Origin of the sequence: Paraclostridium sp. AKS73 (assembly GCF_025671395.1) — a bacterium.
GTDB lineage: Bacteria > Bacillota > Clostridia > Peptostreptococcales > Peptostreptococcaceae > Paraclostridium > Paraclostridium benzoelyticum.
This window is the reverse complement of sequence record NZ_JAIXHU010000007.1, coordinates 84,028-105,497: the sequence shown is the minus strand read 5'-3', so window position 1 is coordinate 105,497 and position 21,470 is coordinate 84,028. Positions and strand designations below refer to the sequence as shown.

Genomic DNA, 21,470 nt, shown 5'->3' with positions numbered 1-21,470 from the left:
AGCAGAACTTCATGTAGTTGGAGGAGCTACTTGCTAAAAAAGTGAAAAAATAACTTGAAAACTTATAGTTTGTAAGTTATTTTTATATTTTTGTTATAAGTATATTGAAATTTTTATATTTTATAGACAGATTTCTTTTATACTGTATATTTTTATGTACATTGTATACTAAAAAACATATAACAATAATAAAAGTTTATTTTGGATATATTAATTAAATAACAATGATAAGGAGATTGTTTTCATATGAATAAAATAAAGAAAATTTTGACTTTGAAGAAGATCCTAGATATAAACAGTGCAACAAGGAAGCTTTAATGGGATTAGCATTAGGAATTGTAAACTTAGTATGGTGGTTTGGGTTTGGATATGGATTAGGATCTAAACCAGTTAAAGAATACACATATATACTTGGATTTCCAACTTGGTTCTTTATGAGTTGTATAGCTGGAGGAATATTATTTTCAGTATTAACTGTAATTATGATAAATAAATTTTTTAAGAACATGTCTTTAGATGCGTTAAGTGGAGATGAGTTAGAAGAGTATAGAAAGGAATATAAGTAATGAAAGACATAAATTATCAAGTACTATTGCCTATTTTTATATATTTTATAGTTATATTTATAGTAGGATTTTACTCTATGAAATTCGTAAATAGGGCTAAAAATAAACATAATGGCGAAAAAGGATTCATGGATGAATACATGACCGGAGGACGGGACTTAGGAGGTTTTGTTCTAGCTATGACACTAGTTACAACATATTTGAGTGCAGGAAGTTTTATAGGAGGGCCAGGAACAGCGTATACCCAAGGATTAGGATGGGTATTTTTATCTATGGCGCAAATGCCAACTGGATATTTTACATTAGCAGTACTTGGAAAAAAGTTTGCGATAATAGCTAGAAAGATAAATGCAGTCACGATTACTGATTTTTTAAGAGCAAGATATAAATCTGATGCGGTAGTAATACTTACATCTTTATCTATAGTAGTATTTTTTATAGCTGCAATGGCAGCTCAGTGGGTTGGTGCAGCTAGACTTTTGCAAGGTGCAGTTGGATTAGATTACAAAGTTGCACTTACAGCTTTTGGCTTAACAGTTATAGTACATACTGTAGTAGGAGGGTTTAGAGCGGTAACTATCTCTGATACAATTCAAGGCGTTATAATGACAGTAGCTACTATAGCTATATTTGTAGGTACTGTTATAGCAGGAGGAGGAATATCTAATATAGTAAGTAATATGCAAAGTGTAAATGAAGGACTTATAACTCCATTTGGAGTTACTCCGGGGAATATGAGTATAGCATGGGTAACGTCATTTTGGATACTGGTTGGTTTTGCAGTAGTAGGAATCCCTTCAGTATCCCAAAGAGCTATGAGTTATAAAGACACAAAGAGTTTACATGATGGAATAAAGTATGGGACAATCGTATCTATGATTTTATTATTAGGGATGCATTTAGTTGGAGCATTTTCAAGTATTCTTGTATTTGGAATTGAGTCTGGAGATTTAGTAATTCCTACTATAACAACTCAATTATTTCCGCCAGTAATTGCGGGAATTTTACTGGCAGGTCCATTAGCATCGATAATGTCTACGGTTGATTCACAATTATTAGTAGCATCAGGAGCTATAGTCAATGATATATATACTAATTATATAAACCCTAAGATAAAAAAAGACGCTAAAAAAACTGGAACTATAAGTGTATTAGTAACATCTACATTAGGTATAATAATTTACATAGTCGCAATAAATCCTCCAGATTTAATAGTATGGCTAAATTTATATGCAAATGCAGGTATAATAGCTACATTTTTATGGCCTATTGTATTGGGATTATATTGGAAGAAGGCAAATTCAAGTGGAGCATTAGCATCTATAATAACAGGTATAGGTACTTATATCCTATTTAGTTATATATGGGTAAAACCATTAGGTATGCATACTATAGTTTTACCTCTTATAATTTCATTATTATCATTTATTATTGTATCTAGTTTTACAAAACCACCAACGAATGAGACTATAAAAATTTTTGGGGCGTTTATAAAAAATAAATTTAAAAGAGGCATCTTACTAGGTGTCTCTTTTTTAAATTAGTGTATAAATTTATAAACCATTGAAAATATTAATGATTATAATAGGAAGAATCAATTTCTAATTTAAGGAAAAATGTCGTAAAATAAATATGTTAGATAAAAGGCGATAAAAAGTCATTATAAAGGAGTCAAATATGGAAAGTTATAAACAAATATTATTAGATGAAATACCAGAATTCAGAGCAAAAGGACATAAGTTCTTAGACAAAGAAATGTCAAAAATGGACTTTAAACATACATCTGGTGGAATGGGTGTTTATGCGCACCGTGATGGAGAACACTTTATGATAAGACTTAGAGTGGCTTCAGGTATATTAAATCTTGAGCAATTAAAATTAGTGCAATATTTTGCTCATAAATATAATTTAGAACAATTACACCTTACAACTCGTCAAGCAATACAACTTCATGGACTAACAATAGATGAAGTTTGTGATATCATGGAAGAAGGTATACATAAAGATATGTACACAAGAGGTGGTGGAGGTAACTTCCCAAGAAACGTTGCTATCTCACCTTTATCAGGAGTAGACCCAGAAGATATCTTTGATGTAACACCTTATGCAACAAAAGTTAATGAGCACTTTATGAGTAAAATAACTACTTACAAACTACCTAGAAAGTTAAAAGTATCTTTTTCAAGTTCACCTAAAGATGAATCAAAAGCTACAATAAATGATTTAGGATTTATGGCAGTTAAAAAAGATGAAAAAGAATACTTCAAGGTATACATAGCTGGAGGAATGGGTAAAAATCCTATAAAAGGTTGTGAATACGATGAACTAGTAGAGCCGAAGGATGTATTATATCATGTAGAAGCTATGACTAATTTATTTATAGAAAAAGGTAATTATGAAAATAAAAACAAAGCTCGTACAAGATACATGCTTATGGAAATGGGTAAAGATGCTTTATTAGAATGCTATAAAAAACATTTAAAAGAAGCAAAAGAAAAATGTAATTTAGATTTAAATGTAACTCAAAAAGTATATGATAAAAAAGGACTTTCTATAGATGTCAAAGATGATCGTTTAGTTTCTCAAAGACAAGATGGACTATACGCTGTTTATGTACACCCTGTAAATGGTCAATTAAAAGTTTCTGACTTAGACAAAATAATAGAGACTGTAAATGATATGGATGATATTGAAATAAGATTAGCTATGAGTGAAGGTCTTTATATAAGAAATTTAAATGGAAAAGAGGCTAAAAAAGTTTTAGATTTAACTAAGGATATAACAGGTAAATATAAAATACAACAAAGTACAGCTTGTATAGGTGTTCCTATTTGCCAAATGGGTATAGCTGAAAGTCAAGAAACTTTAGAGGAAATAATCAAAACTTTAGAAGAAAAAATTATAATAGTGACACTTTACCAAGAATTCATATATCAGGATGTCCTAACTCTTGTTCAACTCACCAAGTTGCACCTATTGGTTTTGCTGGTAAAAAGAAAAGAGTTGGAGATAAGACAGAAGATGCTTATGAACTTCATATAGGTGGATGTGCTACTTTTGAGGAAACTAGATTAGGAAAAATATACGGAGATGTATTAAGAAGAGAAGTTCCAAACTTATTATTCGATATATCAGAAGCTATAGCTAAATCTAACTTAGAATTTTATGAATTTATAGAAAAAAATGAAGACGAATTAGACACTATAGTAAATAAATATTTATTATAATAAAAAGTGAACTCTAGTATTAGAGTTCACTTTTTTATTTAATATTTTTATTAATTTGTAGAATATTATATAATATAAAGAAAAAACTAATTTTATATTATACAGATTAAAGGAGAAATTATATGAAAGTTAGACTTGGATATGTAGCTATAGCTTTAAATTTGCCCAAAGTGACCTCTTCAAGCACTGTAACATATTCTAGATATTCTAAGATCAATACAGAGGCAGACAAGCTAAATAAGCTAAAGGAAGTAACTAGATCAAATATATATGACTTAGAAAAAATATTAAATTATAATATAGAAAATCAAATACATTTTTATAGGATAACTTCAAATTTAATACCGCTTGGAACTCATCCAGACGTAACATTTGATTATAGGAAATATTTTAAAAAAGATTTTGAATATATAGGGAATATAATCAGAAAAATAATCTGAGAATAGATTCTCATCCAGATCAGTTTAATGTAATCAATAGCATAAAAGAAAATGTTGTGGAAAATACTATCAAAAGTTTGAAATTTCAAAGTCAGATATTTGAAGATATAAATTATAAAGAAGGAAAAATGGTTATACATATCGGGAGTTCTCAAGGCGGAAAAGAAGAAAGCATAGAAAGGTTTATAAATAACCTAAAATATTTTCCAAATGAAGTTGTAAGTAGATTAATATTAGAAAATGACGATAAAATATTTACAGCACAAGATGTTTTAAATATATGCAAAGAAACAAAATTACCTATGGTTCTTGATATTCACCATCACATTTGTAAAAATAACGGAGATGAAATTAAGTATATATTAAAAGATATTTTTAATACTTGGAATAATGAAATTTTACCACCTAAAATACATTTTTCAAGTCCGAGAGAATTTGAAAAGATAGAAAACATGCAGATTTCATAAATGCAAAAGATTTTTTGAATTTTATATACCTAGCTAAAGATGAAGTAGACAGAGATTTTGATGTTATGATAGAAGCTAAAAAGAAAGATCTAGCATTAAAAAAGCTAGTAAATGATATAAGGGATTTAGATGGAAATATTAAATTTATAGATGAAACAACTATAGAAATATAAATTACTATACATATATTATTATAAAAAGAGCTGAGTGAAATACTTAATAAAAAGTATTTTAACTCAGCTTTTTAGTTATATTATTTATTCGGTTTAAATGAACTCTTTAATGGAACTACTCTATTAAATACTAGCTTTTTATCAGTAGTATATTTAGAATCTACATTGAAGAATCCATGTCTTACAAATTGGAACTTATCTTGAGGCTTAGCATTTTCTATAGCAGTTTTTTCAGCAAAACCTTGAACTATCTCAAGAGAATTAGGGTTTATTTGCTCTAAGAAGTGCTTACCTTCATTTTCAGGAGCATCATCTAGGATTAATGGCTCAAATAATCTAAATTCACAAGGAACAGCACTATTTGCATCCACCCAGTGTATAGTAGCTTTAACTTTACGACCAGTAAATCCAGAACCACTCTTAGTTTCTGGATCATATGTACAGTGGATTTCAGTTACATTTCCATTTTCATCAGTTATGAAGTCATTACACTTAACAAAGTAAGCTCCCTTTAATCTAACTTCATTACCAGGGAATAATCTAAAGTATTTTTTAACTGGTTCAATCATAAAGTCGTCTTGTTCTATATATATTTCTCTAGAGAATGGAACTAATCTTTTACCCTTAGTTTCATCTTTAGCATTGTTTTCTATTTCAAGCATTTCAACTTGACCTTCTGGATAGTTAGTTATAACTAGTTTTAAAGGCTTTAAAACACCCATAGCAAGAGGTGCTTTAGGTTGTAAGTCTTCTCTTACAAAGTAGTCTAACATTTGGCTATCTACTGTAGAATCTGCTTTAGCTACACCTATTTCATTACAGAAGTTTCTAATAGCTTCTGGAGTGTAACCTCTTCTTCTAAGACCAGCTATAGTAGGCATACGAGGATCATCCCAACCATCAGTTACACCTTCATCAACAAGTTGTTTAAGTTTTCTTTTACTCATAACAGTATTTGTAAGATTAAGTCTAGCAAATTCTATTTGGCGAGGAACTTCTGGCATTTCACACTCAGCTACAACCCAATCATAAAGTGGTCTTTGATCTTCAAATTCTAACGAACATAGAGAATGAGTTATACCCTCTATAGCATCTTCTAATGGATGAGCGAAAGCATACATTGGATATATACACCATTTATCACCAGTATTGTGGTGATGAGAATGAGATATTCTGTATATAGCAGGGTCTCTTAAATTGATGTTAGGAGAAGTCATATCTATTTTAGCTCTTAAAACTTTTTCTCCATCTCCAAATTCTCCGTTTTTCATTTTTTCAAATAATTCAAGATTTTCCTCTATAGATCTATTTCTATAAGGACTTTCTTTTCCTGGTTCTGTTAAAGAACCTCTATACTCTCTCATTTGCTCTGCGTTTAAGTCGCATACATAAGCTTTACCTTTTTTTATAAGAAGAACAGCTCTTTCATACATTTGCTCAAAATAATTTGAAGCAAAGTATAAGTTAGTCCAATTAAAGCCTAACCACTGAACATCTTCTTTTATAGAGTTTACATACTCTACATCTTCTTTTACTGGATTTGTATCATCGAATCTTAAATTTACATTTCCATTAAACTCCTTAGCTAAACCAAAGTTTAAACATATAGATTTAGCATGACCAATATGTAAATATCCATTTGGCTCAGGTGGGAAACGAGTTATGATAGTATCATGTTTTTTAGATTCTAAATCATTAACTATTATGTTTCTTATAAAGTTTGATGACTTATTTTCATTTGACATATTCGTACCTCTTATCTATTAAATTTGTATTATTATTATTATATAATTACTATTATTAATAATTTTAATTCAAATTGAGAAAAAATAAAGGATTAGTAGTTAATTTCTTACAATTATAGTGAAAAATATTATAGGAAAATGTTTTTAAGTGTAAAAAATAAAATAAATATTAAATTACAATTATAAAAAAAACATATTTTTAAAATAATCCACAGACTTATTAACAAAATATAAACAATATTAACAATTTAATAATGAAATATAGAAACAAGTTTGTTATAATCTATATAGAGTAATTTTGTTAGGGGTGGGGGAATGCTAAACTTTAAACTTTGTAGTGAAATTTTAAAAGTATGTCCATTGCCATGTATATATGGACAAGCTATAAAAAATGAAGAAGAAATTTTTACAGACTTTATAATAGAAGACTTTAATGATAAACTTTGTGAGCTTGTGAATCTGGATGAAGAATATATCAAAGAAAAAAGTATAAATGATATTATACCTTCTATTTTAGATAAAAATCTAAAAGAAGGTAAATTAGATGAAGATTCATATATTTCTTATTTAGATGGGTGGTATAAAGTAGAGATATCATATGTAAAAGAAAGTAAATATGTATTATGGCTTGTAGAAAATAAAGAGATACAGCATTTAAGAACCGTACAATTACTAATAGACACGATCCCAGATTATATATTTTATAAAGACATAGAGGGGAATATAGTAGGTTGCAATAAAAGCTATGCAACCAAGCTAGTAGAATTAGATAGAAATGACATAATAGGTAAAAGTTATAAGGATTTACCTGTGATTAGTCAAAATTTTGAAAGTTATAGAGAGAATGATTTAGAGGTTATAGACACTAGATCTACTAAAATGTATTATGAAAAAGTTATATTAAAAAATGGAAAGAAAATTTATTTAGAAATCATAAAAACACCTATAATATCAGATTGTGGAGAGGTAATTGGAATCATAGGAATAGCAAGGGATATAACAGAGAGAAAAGAGCATGAAGAAGCATTAGAAAGAGCACGTTCAGAAGCATTAGCCAATACAGCGCATGAATTAAGAACACCATTAAACTTAATATTTAGTTCAGTTCAAATGTTAAATTACCGATATGATATAATAAATAACAAAACAAATGATAGAGACGATAAGTATTTAAATATAATAAAACAAAATGGATATAGACTATTGAAACTAGTAGACAATTTAATTGACTCAACTAAGTTAACTTATGAAGATGTAGAATTTAACCCTAAAAATTATGACATAGTTAATTTTGTTGAGAGTATTTGTGATTCTGTAAGCGATTTTGCAAATCAAAATGAAATGGATATAATATTTGATACAGATGTGGAAGAAAAAGTTATAGGATTTGATTTAGACAAAATGGAGAGGATAGTTTTAAATTTATTATCAAATGCATTTAAGTTTAATAGGAAAGGGAAAACAATACAAGTAACTATAAAAGACCTTAAAGATAAGATCCAATTAAGGGTTAAAGATGAAGGAATCGGAATACCTAAAAAAGACTTATACAAAGTATTTGATAGATTTAAACAAGTTAAGCATGAAAGTATAGATACTAAAGTTGGAAGTGGGATAGGGCTGTCTTTAGTTAAGTCTTTAGTTGAGTTACATGGTGGGAATATAGATGTTGAGAGTGAACTAGGGCAAGGTAGTGAGTTTATAATAAATATGCCATGTAATTTATACAGCCACAAATTAGAACTAATAGATGACTGTAATCTAAAAGCAAATTTCGTGCAAAAAATTGAAGTTGAGTTTTCTGATATATATGCATAATAGTGGATAATCTTTTAAGATTTATCCACTTTTTTATTTGAATAAAAGCTGTAATAATTTTAATGTGAATTATAGAGCAAATTAAAGCTAATAATAATAGAAACACATGAACTATAAAAATATTTTTAATTTTAAAAAATTAAAGAAAAATAAGAATATATTTAAATTAATGGTAAATGTTTACTATAAATTTATAGTGGTATAAGTTATAGTAAATTAAATTTAAAAGTTTGGAGGAGTTTTTTATGGAAGCAGATAAAATGACACAAAGAGTCCAAAAAAGCTTAATGATGCTTTTAGTGAAGCTGTTAAAAATCATAACCAACAAGTAGATACAATACATTTACTTTATTCATTAATAGACCAAGAAGATGGATTAATACCTAGAATAATAGAGAAAATGGGTATATCTGTAGAAGGCCTAAAAGCAAGTGTAAAAACTGAACTTTTAAAACTACCTCAAGTTCAAGGTGAGGCAGCTAGTTCACAAGGTGTAGTAGCTACAAGAAAGTTAAATGAAGTATTAATAAAATCAGAAGAAATTTCAAAAGAATTCAATGATTTGTATATAAGTGTTGAACATTTATTTTTAGCTATAATTGAATTAGAATCACGTTCAAATATAGGTAAAATATTTAAACAATACAATATAAATAAAAACAGCTTTTTAGAAGTATTATCAAAAGTTAGAGGAAATCAAAGAGTAGAAACCCAAGATCCAGAGGGTACATATGACGCATTAGCTAGATATGGTACAAACTTAATAAATTTAGCTAAAAAAATAAATTAGACCCAGTTATAGGTCGTGATGAAGAGATAAGAAGAGTTATAAGAATTCTTTCAAGAAGAACAAAAAACAATCCTGTTTTAATAGGTGAGCCAGGTGTAGGTAAAACTGCTATAGTAGAAGGCTTAGCAGAAAGAATAGTCAGAGGAGATGTACCTGAGGGACTTAAAGATAAAATTATATTTGCGCTTGATATGGGATCATTAATAGCAGGTGCTAAATATAGAGGTGAATTTGAAGAAAGATTAAAAGCAGTGCTTAAAGAAGTTCAAGGCGCTGAAGGAAAAATAATTTTATTTATAGATGAGATACACACAATAGTAGGAGCAGGAAAAACAGACGGGGCTATGGATGCAGGAAACTTAATAAAACCAATGTTAGCTCGTGGAGAACTAAATTGTATAGGTGCTACTACTTTTGATGAATATAGACAGTATATAGAAAAAGATAAAGCATTAGAGAGAAGATTCCAACCAGTTATAGCGGATGAACCTAGTGTAGGTGATACAATTTCTATACTTCGTGGATTAAAAGAAAAATTTGAAATTCACCATGGTATTAGAATCCATGACTCTGCAATAGTTGCAGCAGCAAAATTATCAGATAGATATATACAAGATAGATATTTACCAGATAAAGCCATAGACTTAATAGACGAAGCAAGTGCTATGATTCGTAGTGAAATTGACTCACTACCAACTGAGTTAGATATAGTTAGAAGAAAAATATTTACATTAGAGACTGAAAGAGAAGCACTTCTTAAAGAAGAGGATGAAGCAAGTAAAAGAAGACTTGAAAAACTTCAAGATGAATTAGCTGAACTTAAGTCTAAAAATGATGATTTAACAGCTATATATGAAAAAGAAAAGTCACATATAATGAATGTTAGAAACCTTAAGGCTAAACTTGATGAGGCTAGAGGAGATGTAGAAAGATATGAGAGAGAATATGATTTAAATAAAGCTGCAGAGCTTAAATATGGTATAATTCCAAAACTTGAAAACGAAATTAAAGAAGCAGAAGAAAAAATGGAAGATGACAATCAAACATCTTTATTAAAAGAAGAGGTTACAGAAGAAGAAATTGCAGAAGTAATCTCTAAATGGACAAATATACCTATAACTAAGTTAGTTGAAAGCGAAAAAGAAAAATTACTAAGATTAGAAGAAGAGTTAAAAACTCGTGTTATAGGACAAGATGAAGCTGTAACGGCTGTAAGTAATGCTGTTATTCGTCACAGAGCAGGACTTAAAGATGAAAATAAACCAATAGGATCATTTATATTCTTAGGACCTACAGGTGTTGGTAAAACAGAACTTGCAAAAACTTTAGCTAGAAATTTATTTGATAGTGAAGAAAATATAATTAGAATTGATATGTCAGAATATATGGAAAAACATGCAGTATCAAGACTTATAGGACCGCCTCCAGGATATGTAGGATACGAAGAAGGAGGACAATTAACAGAAGCTTTAAGAAGAAATCCATATTCAGTATTACTATTTGATGAAATAGAGAAAGCGCATGAAGATGTATTTAACTTATTCCTTCAAATATTAGATGATGGAAGACTTACTGACAATAAAGGTAAAACAGTTGATTTTAAAAATACAATAATAATAATGACTTCAAATATAGGTAGTTCATATTTATTAGAAGATTCAGGTGAAATAAAAGAGTCTACTAAAGAAATGGTAATGAATGAAATGAAGAGAAGATTTAAACCTGAGTTTTTAAATAGAGTTGATGATATCATAATGTTTAAACCTCTTGATAAAGAAGGCATTAGAAGAATTATAGACATATTCTTAGATGATTTAAGAAGACGATTAGTTGATAAGCATATAACTTTAAGTATAACTGATAGTGCTAAAGATGTATTGATAAAAGAAGGTTATGATCCTATTTATGGAGCTAGACCACTTAAGAGATATATTGGAAATGTATTAGAAACAAAAATAGCTAAAATGATGATAGCTGGTAAAGTTTATAATGGATGTCATATACTTATAGATGGAAATGATGACAATGTAGAAATAAGAGTACAAGAAATAGCGTAAGTTTCAAATTGGTTATGGAGGCAACTTATGATAAAGATTATGATGAAAGATGGAAGTGAATATGAAGCTGATTATTCAAACACTACTGAATTTATAGAAAAGTTTTTAAGTGATAAACTTGATAGCAATAGACTACTTCCTTGTAAATTAGTAAACCTTAAAGATGGAGTTAATATAAACTTAAGCTCTATTTCTTCAATAGAAGATGAAGAATATATAAATGGAATTGATACTTTAATTCCGTAACAAAAAAGGGTATAGATAATATACCCTTTTTTAAAATTCATATAAATCACTTACTAATTGAACTGGAATTTGAACTTGAGTAACGTACTCATCTTCTAGAGAAGTTTCATAAATATCTATTTTATAAATTTCTATAGGATCTCCAAGAACTGTGTAGTTATTAAATTCTATAAATTTAAACAACATAGGGATTATTTTTGCTGTTTTTTTATAATCGCCTTTATATGTATAAGTTACATAATAACCTTCTTCTATTGTAAAATTGAAGTTGGTAGCATTATCATCAAGTAAGCAAAATATAGATTTATAATTATTAAAAATTCCATTTGAAACACTTTTTGTATCAAATACTGAGCCAAAATTGCTATTCCCTAATACGTAGAACTTATCATCAAATTTTTCATTTAACCTTTGAATTAAGTAATCTACATTTTCATCAAAGCTAACATTTGAATTAACTGTAAGTGCTTTTCTTTTATTCATGTATAAAAGTTCAATTCTATTAAAATTTGTATGGTCTAGTGTATTATCAATAGAGCTTAGCCTTTTATTTAAGCTTTCTTTGTGCATAGTCAGCTCGTCTAGCTTTTGATCTATAAGTTTTATCTCTTCTTGTAACATTTTTTTAGTAGTTTTAACATTTCTATTTTCTAAGTATTCTTTTATTCTTTGCATAGAAAAATCAAGGCTTCTAAGTTCTTTTATTAAATTTAAATTGCATATATCTTTTATAGTGTACATTCTGTAAGAATTTGTATCCCTACCTGGATTTAATAGACCTAACTTTTCATAATATTTAAGGGAATCTCTACCTAAATTATAGATTTTTGATAATTCTCCAGTTTTATAATATTTTCTTTTCAAAAAATCACCCCATTTTGAAATAAAATTGTTGACTTGAGTATTATACCATAGTTTATATTCAATTAGGTGGAGGGAGGTAATAATTATGAAAAACGTAAAAGATTTAAAAACTCAATTTAAACAATATGTAATACCATCAGTAGCATCTATGTGGGTATTTTCACTATATTCTATGGTAGATGGAGCTTTTGTCAGCAAAGGGGTTGGAAGTGAAGCCTTGGCAGCTGTTAATATATCAACACCATTTATAAATACTTTATTTGCTGTGTCAGTTTTATTATCAACTGGAGCATCAACTGTTGTATCAATGACCCTTGGTAAAGGTGATGATAAAAAAGCAAGTGAATACTTTACACTTAATACTGTAGTACTAGCTATTATATCTATATTTATTATTGTATTTAGCTTAGGTAACTTAGAAAAAATATCTATATTTTTAGGAGCAACAGAAAGTACATTACCTTTAGTTAAAGGATATTTAGGGAATATTATATTATTTGTTACTTTTTACTTAGTTTCTTATGGACTTGAGTTACTTATAAAGTGTGATGGATATCCTCATCTATCTACAATAGGAGTTATAATTTCAGCAATAACTAATATAGTTTTAGATTATATATTTGTACTTAAATGGGGATGGGGAGTTGAAGGTGCAGCTTTGGCAACTGGAATTGCTAGAGTATTTTCAGTGACATTTTTCTTAACTCATTTTTTAAGAAGAAGAGGAAAACTAAGATTTTGTAAATTTAAATTTGATTTTAGCTTTATAAAAAGAATTGTTTTAATAGGTATTCCAGATTCTATGACAGAGGCAAGCTTAGCAGTGGTTATATTACTATTTAATCAAAGCATATTAATGTTAATAGGTGAAAATGCTTTAGTTAGTTATAGTGTAATTTGTTATGTAACAACTTTAGTTCTTACAACTATGCTAGGAATATCTCAAGGATTACAACCAATATGTAGTTACTATTATGGTATGGAAGATAATAAATCCGTACTGAGTCTTTTAAAAATGAGCTTAAGCTACATAACAAAAGCTTCAGTAATAGCATTTTTATTAGTTTTAATATTTGCAAATCAAATAGTATCTATATTTATTGATAAATCAGATATAATACTATTTAATTATACTGTAAAAACTTTAAGAATATCTTCAGTAGCATATTTAATTATGGGATATAATGTAATAATATCAGGTTTTTGTGTTTCAACAGGAAAAGCGGTACATGCAAGTGTAATATCATTAGGACGAGGATTAGTAGTAATAACTTTAAGCTTAATACTGATGACGTCTATATTTGGAGGTACAGGTATATGGTTTACAACACTTGTATCTGAAGCAATAGTACTTGTAATTGCAAGAAAAATACTTCAAAAAAATAAATCAAAAATTCAAAAAAATGAAAAATATGAAGATGTTGGGATTTATGAAAATGCAAAGAATGCTGTTTAAATATAAAATAAAAACTACTAGATAGAATTTTCTATCTAGTAGTTTTTTATTTTATATTTAAGATATTTAAGTAGTCATTAACAGTATCTAATAAATACTTACCTTTATAGTAATCAATTTTTATTTCTTCAAAGGCATCAACAATTTTTACTTCTTGAGGTCGTTCCTCAAATACTCCTATAACATTAAAATCTTCATTCAAAAATGCAATTGTGGGACCTTTAAAGTTTTCTTTTTCTATATTTAAGGCTTCACTCATAAATTTTTTACCTCTAGCCATAGTTATAACAGATATATCGAAATTATCATTAATATCAATAAACTTTTTTAAAACTGATACATTAAGTTGAAAATCAGGACACCATATTTCCCCTGAAACAAGTATATTAACTTTGTTTGGATAGCTAGCTATTTTATTTATGATATCTTCGTTCAAGTTGATTCTTGATGTATTTTTAGGAATCCTAGATCTTTCAGATTTTGATCCTTTTCCAACGCAGCTTTCAAAGCTTTCTCCAACCTCATATAATTCTTTTATGTTCATTTCTATTGCCATAATATACCTCCAATATGTAAACTTCACCTATAAGAATTATATCTAAATAATTTAAAATAGTAAATGAATATAGAATTTTAATAAAAAGTTGACGATTTTTGATAAATGGTTCAAAATATAATATAGAAATTATTAATGAAAGGAAATGTATTATGACAGAAAATCAAAGATCTACAAAAAATGAAAGTATTACTATGATGGTAATGACAGCAGCTGTTATGATGCTTAATATAATTGGGGTTATAATAGCATATGCTGCATGGAAGATATATGGAAAAGAATCTAAATTCATAAAAAAGAACGGATTAAAACTTATTGATTTTTATATATCATTTGTAATATATGAATTTGCAATTTTATTATTAGTATGTATAGTAAAAAAAGCTGCTTATTTAATACCTGCAATGTCTATTATTTATTTAATTATATTTATAATAGCAATTATACAATATTACAGGCATAAAGAATTTAAATATCCTTTAAGTTTTAGAATAATAGAAAAGTTAAAAACAAAAAGTGTTAAAAACTTAGAGAAATAAAAAAGAATGCAATGTAATTTGCATTCTTTTTTATTTTTTTAACGGATTATAGTATAAGCCATATAAGCTACATATATAGCAATAAATATAAAACCATGTACCTTATTTAAACAATTGTTTTTCTTCATAAATATATAAAGCAACGCTGTTATTAAAGTCATGAATATAGTATCAATTAAAGCAAACATACTAATAGTCATAGGATGAATTAAAGCTGCTAGACCTAAGACTAATAAAATATTAAATATATTAGACCCTATTACATTTCCTATTGCAATTTCTGTTTCACCTTTTCTAACAGCTATAACAGATGTTACAAATTCTGGCAAAGATGTACCCATAGCAACAATAGTAAGACCAACTAAGTTTGAACTCATACCAAAAGCAGTTGCAATTTTAGTTGCAGAATCTACTACTAAATCACCACCCCATACTATACCAACAATACCTATCAAACAAATTACTATAGTTTTAGGCAAAGATGAAACTTCAGATTCAGTGGCCTCTACAGCTTCTATAGCTATAGCGCTTTCACCAGCTGACATATCCGAGTTTTGTTGACCTAGATTTGATTTAATCATATTTACTAAGAAAAATACAAATAATAACAATAAAACTAAACCATCAAATCTACTTATCTTAAAATTAAAACCAAAAATAATAAGTAATGCACTTATAAATACTAAAAAAGGGGTGTCTTTTTTATTGTATTTTTTCAACAGGTAACTTTGCAATTATAGCAGATACACCTAACACAATAAGTATATTAAAAAAGTTAGATCCGACCACATTAGCTATACTCATATCATTTTGACCTGCAAGAGAAGATGATATACTTACGGCAGCCTCAGGAGCACTTGTCCCCATTGCAACAATAGTAAGACCTATAAGCATAGGAGGCACATTAAACCTCTTAGCTATAGAAGATGCACCTTCTACAAATATGTCAGCTCCTTTTATAAGAAGTGCAAATCCTATTATTAAAATTAAAAATGACATAAAAAACCTCCTTTTGAAACTAAATTATCATAAGAAATAGTATATCATACCAAATACGAATGTAAAATACTTGCATAAATTATATATTGAAATTTAGCAACTTTTGAAATGTACAAGAATATAATATAAAAAAAGGAAAAGGAGAGTTGTGATGGTAACCCTTGGATGTATTCTAATAGGATTAGGACTAGGACTGACTTTAGGAAATATGCAAGAAACCATAATATTATCAGTGGTAGGTTTAATAGTAGGAGCTTTCTTATACACTAGAATGGCAGTTTATATACCTTTAAAGTTTAATAAATTTGCTAAAATTGCTATATATATAACAACAGGAGCACTAATAGGAGTTTTAGTAGGAGTTATAACAGGTAATATACCAGGAGCAATAATGATAGGAGTAGGAGCTAGCTTTGTTGCTATAGACATGATGAATTATAGAAGATATAGAAGAGGTATTAAAGAAAATAACCATAGTTGAGTTTTAAAATATATCAAAAACAATTAATACGTAAATATTATGTGTTAATTTATTTTTGGTATATTTATTTTTTTAATAATTAAATTTTATATTTATTATTTGGGGGATGTTATGGGGAATAAGAGTTCCGATTACGGTTATAATTGTATATTTTACAAATTTAGATATTGAGTGTGTATGGATAGCAATGGGATTAGACGTTTGTATACGATGGATTATCGGATATTTTATTCATAAAAACGAGATTTATATATGACAAAAAACAATTTAGCAGAAATTTTATAATACGAATATAAATATAAAAACTTATAAATAATAATATAAAAACTAGCCAAAAGAAGAAAGGAATTAAAAAATGAATACTACAATAATAATTTCTAATCCAAATAAGAATTCATTCAATCAAAATATAATGGATAATGTAATTAAAGGCATTGAAAAATGCGGTAAAAATTATAGTATAATTGACCTATATCAAGACGAATTTAATCCTGTAATGACATCAGAGGAAGTTAAATTGTATACAAAAGGTGAATCTGATGATAATTTAGTTAAAAAGTATCAAAATATTTTAAAAGAAAGTGATGAAATAGTGCTTATATTCCCTATATGGTGGAATAATGTACCTGCAATGCTTAAAGGTTTTTTTGACAAAGTATTTATAAAAGAGTTTGCTTTTGAAGAAAAAAATAATAGACCTAAGGGTAAATTGAGCCACATAAAAAAAGGTATACTTATAACTACATCTGAAAGTGATACACAATATATCAAAAATGAATTAGGAAATCCTATAGAAAATACAATAATTAAATCTACATTAAACATTTGTGGGATTGAAAATATTAAATGGATTAATAATAACTTAGCGAATAACAGTGAAGCCGATAAAGATGAGTTTTTAAGCAATATAGAAGTTTATTTTTCTTAAGATAAAAGACAACTACATTTATGTAGTTGTCTTTTATTTAGATTATTTAATTTTCATATATAACTTGTAATATTAACTTAATTAAATCAATATTAATATCAATGTCGGTATTTATGCCTATAAGGTTATTTATATCTATAATTATTTGCTTTACTATTAATATAATAAATCAATTGAAAATTAAAGATATTTCAAACTAAACATAATTAATAAAATAAAAAAGGCAGATTAAAGTTAACTTTAATCTGCCTTTTTATATGAATTTTATTTATCTAAAATATCTATTTTAGGAGATCTATTTTTGGATTTTTTAAATAAATTTAATATATTATCAAGTTCACATTTTAACTTATCTAGATCCATTTTATCTATATTGTAATTTAAAAAAAGCTCTTCTATGTCAAAACTTATTGTATTTAGTTCATCTGTAATTTTTAAAAATAGATCGAAATTATTACTTTTTTTAGCATTCATAAATTTTTTAATATCTTTTTCTATAAAAGAAACTATTTCATATTCTTTATCAAAAACTCCTTCTGGAATTGGGTAAGGTTTTATTCTTTGGAGATAGTATTTATTTTTAGAATTTATATTATAGGTATATGAAACTTTTAAATTATTATCAATTTCAAACTCTATAAAATATAATATCCCGTGAATTTTTTTTATATCTGTTGCACCGATATATCTAAGTCGAGCTTCTATAGTGTCTCCATAAGCATTATCCAAAATATTCATTAGTATTCCTCCTAAAGTTTATTTAAAATCGGATTAGTAAATAAATAGTTGCGATTATTATTGAAAAATCATAAGTGGAAAGCCTATTTTAAAATAGTCTTTAAAACTTATAGGGCATCCATTTTTTTGACCTACATTAGCGAGAACTATATTAGCGGAAGCTCCTATTAATGTACCGTTGCCACCAAGACAAGCTCCTAGAGAAGTTGCCCACCATATGGGCATTACATCTATACCTTGGCCTTGCATAGTTAGTATAAGTGGAATTAATGTAGCTACAAAAGGTATATTATCTAAGAATGATGAAATTATAGCCGATAACCAAAGTATAACTAGCATTGTTACAACTAAGTGACCACTTGTTGCACTTATTAAATATTCAGCAATACTATTTATTATTCCAACCTCAACAAGACCTCCTACTATTACAAATAATCCTCCAAAAAATGCGATAGTTGACCATTCAATACTAGAAAGTATTTCATCAACATCTTGCTTACCTATAAACATCATTATAGTAGCTCCTGTCAAAGCGACTATACTAGATTCAAGGTTCAAAACATTGTGCAACACAAATCCAAGTAAAATAAATATAATCATAATAATACTTTTTATAAGAAGTGGTTTATCTTTAATTGCTTTTTTTTCATCTAAACTTAAAATTTTTTCTTTTGATTTATCATCTACAAAAAGTTGTTTTTTAAACATAAATTTAAAACATAAGATAGTTAAAAATAGAATGATTATAACTATAGGACCTAAGTTTATTATAAAGTCTGAAAAACTTAGGTTTGCTGCGCTACCTATCATTATATTAGGAGGGTCACCAATTAGAGTTGCAGTCCCTCCTATGTTAGATGCTAGAATTTGAGTTACTAAAAATGGAGTTGGATTTATATTTAGTATTTGAGTTATAACTATGGTCATTGGACCTATCAATAAAACGGTAGTAACATTATCTAAAACAGCTGATAAAATAGCGGTTAAAATTATAAAACATAGCATAATTTTCCAAGGATCTCCCTTTGATTTTTTAGCTGATAAAATAGCTATGTATTCAAACACCCCTGAATTTTTAATAACCGAAACAAATAGCATCATACCTATTAAAACTCCAATTGTATTAAAATCAATATGATTAAGACTTTGTTCCACTGATAATATATTAAATATAATCATAAGTAAAGCTCCGGCCATTGCTGCAATAGCTCTATTTACTTTTTCTGAGATAATAGCTAACATAACCACTAAAAATATACTGATAGCTATTACTTGTTTAATAAGCACTAATATCGCCCCCTTAGTATAATAAAGATATTAAAACCTATAAGTAGAGTATAGTTGAAAAAAATTAAATGTGTTAAAAAAAAGCAAATTTCTTTTAAAACAAAGAAAAATAGTAAGTTTTCTAAATATTATTAAGCACTCTTAATTGAAAATTTAAAGTTTAATTAATAAAGTTAAGTAACATTTAAAAGATTTGCAGAATAATATTAAAAGCAGTATATATATTAATGAAATATATATACAATTAATGATGTAGACAAGCGAATGTGGCGGAATTGGCGGACGCACCAGACTAGGACCTGGCGCCATTGGCGTGGGGGTTGACTCCATTCATCCGCACCAATAAATAAAAAACTCGTACTCGTATTACTTATAATGCTAGTACGAGTTTTTTATTTAATTAAAGTTAATTTTGAAACAATATTACATCAAATTAAAATTTAAATAAAATAAAATTGTTGACAATTATAAATTAGGTATGTAAAATTACATATAAATAAATTGAATACGAATTGTAGAGGTCGCGATAATAATCAGTACCAATAATGAGTTAAGCAACGAAGAGTTATTGGGAAAGGGATTATTGCCGAAGGATATAGCTGATGCTTTAAGGCTATGTACCTGGGGATGTATATAATATATGCATAACTGTCACAATATTAAATTGTGTTGAGCTACATTTAAGGAATAGATGCTATATATTTTTAGCTAAATTTTAATCCCCCTTAAGTGAAACTTAAGGGGGATTTTTGTTTATAAAAAATGATTCATACAAAAATAGGAGGGCTTAAGATATGAAATTACAAGGTACTATGTCAGTAAAAGGAAATGAATTATATATAGGTGGAGTTGGATGTAAAGAACTTAGAGATAAATATAAAACACCACTTTATGTATTTGATGAGGAATTAGTCAGAAATAATTGTAAAGAATATATAAAACATTTCAAGGTTAATGAAAATAAAAACAGAGTTGCATATGCAGGTAAAGCATTTTTACCAATTTATATGTGTAAATTAATAGCTGAAGAAGGCTTATACCTTGACGTAGTATCAGGTGGTGAACTTTTCACAGTTTATAAATCAGGCTTTCCTATGGAAAAAGTATTATTTCATGGAAATAATAAAACAATAGATGAAATTGAAATGGGCGTAAGTCTTGGAGTTGGAAGATTTGTTGTAGATAATTACTATGAACTGGAGTTATTACAAAGCATTTGTGAACAAAAAAATAAAATTCAATCTATATATTTTAGAATAACACCAGGGATAGAAGCTCATACTCATGATTATATAAAAACAGGACAAATTGATTCGAAATTTGGATTTGCATTATCAAATGGAGATCTACAAGATGCATTAGAAAATATTAAAAAATATGAAAATATAAACCTAGTAGGATTACATGCACATATAGGATCTCAAATTTTTGACGTAGCCCCATATTTAGATGAAGTTGAAATAATGATGAACCTAGTAAAAGAAATAAAACAACAACATGACATAAACATAGAGGAAGTTGACTTAGGTGGAGGTGTAGGTGTTTATTATACAGAGAGTGATGAACCTAAAACAATAAAAGAATTTTGTAGTGAAATAATAAAAAAAGTTGATGATGTATGTAAAGATATAAACATAAGTGTTCCGATATTAATAATAGAGCCAGGAAGATCCATAGTTGCAAATGGAGGTAGCACAATATACACAGTGGGATCTATAAAGGATATAAAAGATGTAAGAACGTATGTAAGTGTTGATGGTGGAATGACAGACAATATAAGACCATCATTATATCAGGCAGGGTACGAATGTTCAATTGCTAACAAAATGGGTATAGATAAAAATAATAAAGTTACAATAGCTGGTAAATGTTGCGAAAGTGGTGATATACTAATAACAGATGTTGATGTTATGGATATAGAAAGTGGAGATATATTAATAATGTCATCAACTGGAGCGTATGGATATTCAATGTCATCAAACTACAATAAAATAATAAAGCCTGCAGTAGTATCTGTTAAAGATGGCAAAAGTAAATTAATATGCAAAAGAGAAAGCTTTGAAGATCTTTTAAGATTAGAAATCGCTGACTAA

General features: G+C 27.7%; 17 protein-coding genes, 4 pseudogenes and 1 riboswitch. Of the genes and pseudogenes, 14 read left to right on the top strand and 7 right to left on the bottom strand.

The features are described from left to right. Nucleotides 1–308: 308 nt before the first annotated feature. The 5 genes and pseudogenes from LEQ07_RS06680 to LEQ07_RS20905 all read left to right on the top strand — a co-directional run. Nucleotides 309–566 (top strand): annotated as a pseudogene (locus LEQ07_RS06680) (YhdT family protein); the annotation flags it as partial. Further along, entirely contained in the window at nucleotides 566–2,110 is a 1,545-nt protein-coding gene (gene panF, locus LEQ07_RS06675; protein WP_263329989.1) for a sodium/pantothenate symporter, read from the top strand. The pseudogene LEQ07_RS06680 and the gene panF, both read left to right, overlap by 1 nt. A 133-nt stretch (nucleotides 2,111–2,243) precedes the next feature. Next, complete coding sequence (locus LEQ07_RS06670) at nucleotides 2,244–3,608, top strand: nitrite/sulfite reductase (protein WP_332842966.1); 1,365 nt, start codon at nucleotides 2,244–2,246, stop codon at nucleotides 3,606–3,608. Between the two features lie 307 nt (nucleotides 3,609–3,915). Beyond that, nucleotides 3,916–4,700 (top strand): annotated as a pseudogene (uvsE, locus tag LEQ07_RS22910) (UV DNA damage repair endonuclease UvsE). Nucleotides 4,701–4,714: 14 nt separating this feature from the next. Continuing rightward, nucleotides 4,715–4,873 carry a hypothetical protein gene (locus tag LEQ07_RS20905; RefSeq protein WP_332842965.1) on the top strand — a complete coding sequence of 53 codons (159 nt, stop codon included), beginning with the start codon at nucleotides 4,715–4,717 and terminating at the stop codon, nucleotides 4,871–4,873. 80 nt (nucleotides 4,874–4,953) lie between these two features. Here LEQ07_RS20905 and LEQ07_RS06660 read toward each other — a convergent pair whose 3' ends face one another. After that, complete coding sequence (locus tag LEQ07_RS06660) at nucleotides 4,954–6,618, bottom strand: glutamine--tRNA ligase/YqeY domain fusion protein (RefSeq protein WP_046822160.1); 1,665 nt, start codon at nucleotides 6,616–6,618, stop codon at nucleotides 4,954–4,956. A 315-nt stretch (nucleotides 6,619–6,933) separates the two neighbouring features. Here LEQ07_RS06660 and LEQ07_RS06655 point away from each other — a divergent pair, with 315 nt between their 5' ends. From LEQ07_RS06655 to LEQ07_RS06645, 3 genes and pseudogenes are all read left to right on the top strand, one after another. After that, nucleotides 6,934–8,436 (top strand): PAS domain-containing sensor histidine kinase, encoded by a 1,503-nt coding sequence (locus LEQ07_RS06655; protein ID WP_052951923.1) that lies wholly within the window; start codon nucleotides 6,934–6,936, stop codon nucleotides 8,434–8,436. A 245-nt stretch (nucleotides 8,437–8,681) separates the two neighbouring features. Further along, a pseudogene (gene clpB / locus LEQ07_RS06650) lies at nucleotides 8,682–11,283 on the top strand (ATP-dependent chaperone ClpB). A gap of 27 nt (nucleotides 11,284–11,310) precedes the next feature. Continuing rightward, nucleotides 11,311–11,529: a hypothetical protein gene (locus LEQ07_RS06645; RefSeq protein ID WP_263329987.1), complete on the top strand. Its 219-nt coding sequence runs from the start codon at nucleotides 11,311–11,313 to the stop codon at nucleotides 11,527–11,529. A gap of 30 nt (nucleotides 11,530–11,559) precedes the next feature. Here the strand turns inward: LEQ07_RS06645 and LEQ07_RS06640 are convergent, their stop codons facing one another. Then, nucleotides 11,560–12,393, bottom strand: a complete 834-nt coding sequence (locus LEQ07_RS06640; RefSeq protein WP_046824077.1) for a MerR family transcriptional regulator — start codon at nucleotides 12,391–12,393, stop codon at nucleotides 11,560–11,562. Between the two features lie 85 nt (nucleotides 12,394–12,478). Here LEQ07_RS06640 and LEQ07_RS06635 point away from each other — a divergent pair, with 85 nt between their 5' ends. Continuing rightward, nucleotides 12,479–13,849, top strand: coding sequence for an MATE family efflux transporter (locus LEQ07_RS06635; protein WP_046824078.1), 1,371 nt, complete (start codon nucleotides 12,479–12,481; stop codon nucleotides 13,847–13,849). 46 nt (nucleotides 13,850–13,895) lie between these two features. Here the strand turns inward: LEQ07_RS06635 and LEQ07_RS06630 are convergent, their stop codons facing one another. Continuing rightward, nucleotides 13,896–14,405: a thioredoxin family protein gene (locus LEQ07_RS06630; protein WP_263329983.1), complete on the bottom strand. Its 510-nt coding sequence runs from the start codon at nucleotides 14,403–14,405 to the stop codon at nucleotides 13,896–13,898. 152 nt (nucleotides 14,406–14,557) lie between these two features. Here LEQ07_RS06630 and LEQ07_RS06625 point away from each other — a divergent pair, with 152 nt between their 5' ends. Then, the gene (locus tag LEQ07_RS06625) at nucleotides 14,558–14,944 is read left to right on the top strand and encodes a DUF4870 domain-containing protein (protein WP_263329982.1); all 387 of its coding nucleotides are present in this window, start codon (nucleotides 14,558–14,560) and stop codon (nucleotides 14,942–14,944) included. Nucleotides 14,945–14,982: 38 nt separating this feature from the next. Here LEQ07_RS06625 and LEQ07_RS20075 read toward each other — a convergent pair whose 3' ends face one another. Beyond that, complete coding sequence (locus LEQ07_RS20075; protein ID WP_317852027.1) at nucleotides 14,983–15,555, bottom strand: sodium:calcium antiporter; 573 nt, start codon at nucleotides 15,553–15,555, stop codon at nucleotides 14,983–14,985. Nucleotides 15,556–15,646: 91 nt separating this feature from the next. Next, nucleotides 15,647–15,943 carry a sodium:calcium antiporter gene (locus LEQ07_RS20070; RefSeq protein ID WP_317852026.1) on the bottom strand — a complete coding sequence of 99 codons (297 nt, stop codon included), beginning with the start codon at nucleotides 15,941–15,943 and terminating at the stop codon, nucleotides 15,647–15,649. 151 nt (nucleotides 15,944–16,094) lie between these two features. On the opposite strand from LEQ07_RS20070, the gene LEQ07_RS06615 reads away from it, so the two are divergent. The 3 genes from LEQ07_RS06615 to LEQ07_RS06605 all read left to right on the top strand — a co-directional run bounded on the left by LEQ07_RS06615 (nucleotide 16,095) and on the right by LEQ07_RS06605 (nucleotide 17,352). Beyond that, complete coding sequence (locus LEQ07_RS06615; protein WP_046822563.1) at nucleotides 16,095–16,424, top strand: hypothetical protein; 330 nt, start codon at nucleotides 16,095–16,097, stop codon at nucleotides 16,422–16,424. Between the two features lie 106 nt (nucleotides 16,425–16,530). Then, the gene (locus LEQ07_RS06610) at nucleotides 16,531–16,680 is read left to right on the top strand and encodes a hypothetical protein (protein WP_263329979.1); all 150 of its coding nucleotides are present in this window, start codon (nucleotides 16,531–16,533) and stop codon (nucleotides 16,678–16,680) included. A gap of 99 nt (nucleotides 16,681–16,779) precedes the next feature. Then, entirely contained in the window at nucleotides 16,780–17,352 is a 573-nt protein-coding gene (locus LEQ07_RS06605; protein WP_046823469.1) for an NAD(P)H-dependent oxidoreductase, read from the top strand. Between the two features lie 264 nt (nucleotides 17,353–17,616). Here LEQ07_RS06605 and LEQ07_RS06600 read toward each other — a convergent pair whose 3' ends face one another. Further along, on the bottom strand, nucleotides 17,617–18,090 hold the full coding sequence (locus tag LEQ07_RS06600; protein WP_046823470.1) for a hypothetical protein: 474 nt from the start codon (nucleotides 18,088–18,090) through the stop codon (nucleotides 17,617–17,619). A 22-nt stretch (nucleotides 18,091–18,112) separates the two neighbouring features. Continuing rightward, nucleotides 18,113–19,332 (bottom strand): annotated as a pseudogene (locus LEQ07_RS06595) (ArsB/NhaD family transporter). A 552-nt stretch (nucleotides 19,333–19,884) separates the two neighbouring features. Continuing rightward, a riboswitch (Lysine riboswitch) is annotated at nucleotides 19,885–20,062 on the top strand. A 109-nt stretch (nucleotides 20,063–20,171) separates the two neighbouring features. Here LEQ07_RS06595 and lysA point away from each other — a divergent pair. Then, the gene (gene lysA / locus LEQ07_RS06590; RefSeq protein WP_263329977.1) at nucleotides 20,172–21,470 is read left to right on the top strand and encodes a diaminopimelate decarboxylase; all 1,299 of its coding nucleotides are present in this window, start codon (nucleotides 20,172–20,174) and stop codon (nucleotides 21,468–21,470) included.

Excerpts from the sequence above, each read along its gene's own strand:
- panF (WP_263329989.1), top strand. The coding sequence starts at position 566 with ATGAAAGACATAAATTATCAAGTACTATTGCCTATTTTTATATATTTT.
- LEQ07_RS06670 (WP_332842966.1), top strand. The coding sequence starts at position 2,244 with ATGGAAAGTTATAAACAAATATTATTAGATGAAATACCAGAATTCAGA.
- LEQ07_RS06660 (WP_046822160.1), bottom strand. The coding sequence starts at position 6,618 with ATGTCAAATGAAAATAAGTCATCAAACTTTATAAGAAACATAATAGTT.
- LEQ07_RS06655 (WP_052951923.1), top strand. The coding sequence starts at position 6,934 with ATGCTAAACTTTAAACTTTGTAGTGAAATTTTAAAAGTATGTCCATTG.
- LEQ07_RS06645 (WP_263329987.1), top strand. The coding sequence starts at position 11,311 with ATGATAAAGATTATGATGAAAGATGGAAGTGAATATGAAGCTGATTAT.
- LEQ07_RS06635 (WP_046824078.1), top strand. The coding sequence starts at position 12,479 with ATGAAAAACGTAAAAGATTTAAAAACTCAATTTAAACAATATGTAATA.
- LEQ07_RS06630 (WP_263329983.1), bottom strand. The coding sequence starts at position 14,405 with ATGGCAATAGAAATGAACATAAAAGAATTATATGAGGTTGGAGAAAGC.
- LEQ07_RS06625 (WP_263329982.1), top strand. The coding sequence starts at position 14,558 with ATGACAGAAAATCAAAGATCTACAAAAAATGAAAGTATTACTATGATG.
- LEQ07_RS20070 (WP_317852026.1), bottom strand. The coding sequence starts at position 15,943 with ATGTCATTTTTAATTTTAATAATAGGATTTGCACTTCTTATAAAAGGA.
- LEQ07_RS06615 (WP_046822563.1), top strand. The coding sequence starts at position 16,095 with ATGGTAACCCTTGGATGTATTCTAATAGGATTAGGACTAGGACTGACT.
- LEQ07_RS06610 (WP_263329979.1), top strand. The coding sequence starts at position 16,531 with ATGTTATGGGGAATAAGAGTTCCGATTACGGTTATAATTGTATATTTT.
- LEQ07_RS06605 (WP_046823469.1), top strand. The coding sequence starts at position 16,780 with ATGAATACTACAATAATAATTTCTAATCCAAATAAGAATTCATTCAAT.
- LEQ07_RS06600 (WP_046823470.1), bottom strand. The coding sequence starts at position 18,090 with ATGAATATTTTGGATAATGCTTATGGAGACACTATAGAAGCTCGACTT.
- lysA (WP_263329977.1), top strand. The coding sequence starts at position 20,172 with ATGAAATTACAAGGTACTATGTCAGTAAAAGGAAATGAATTATATATA.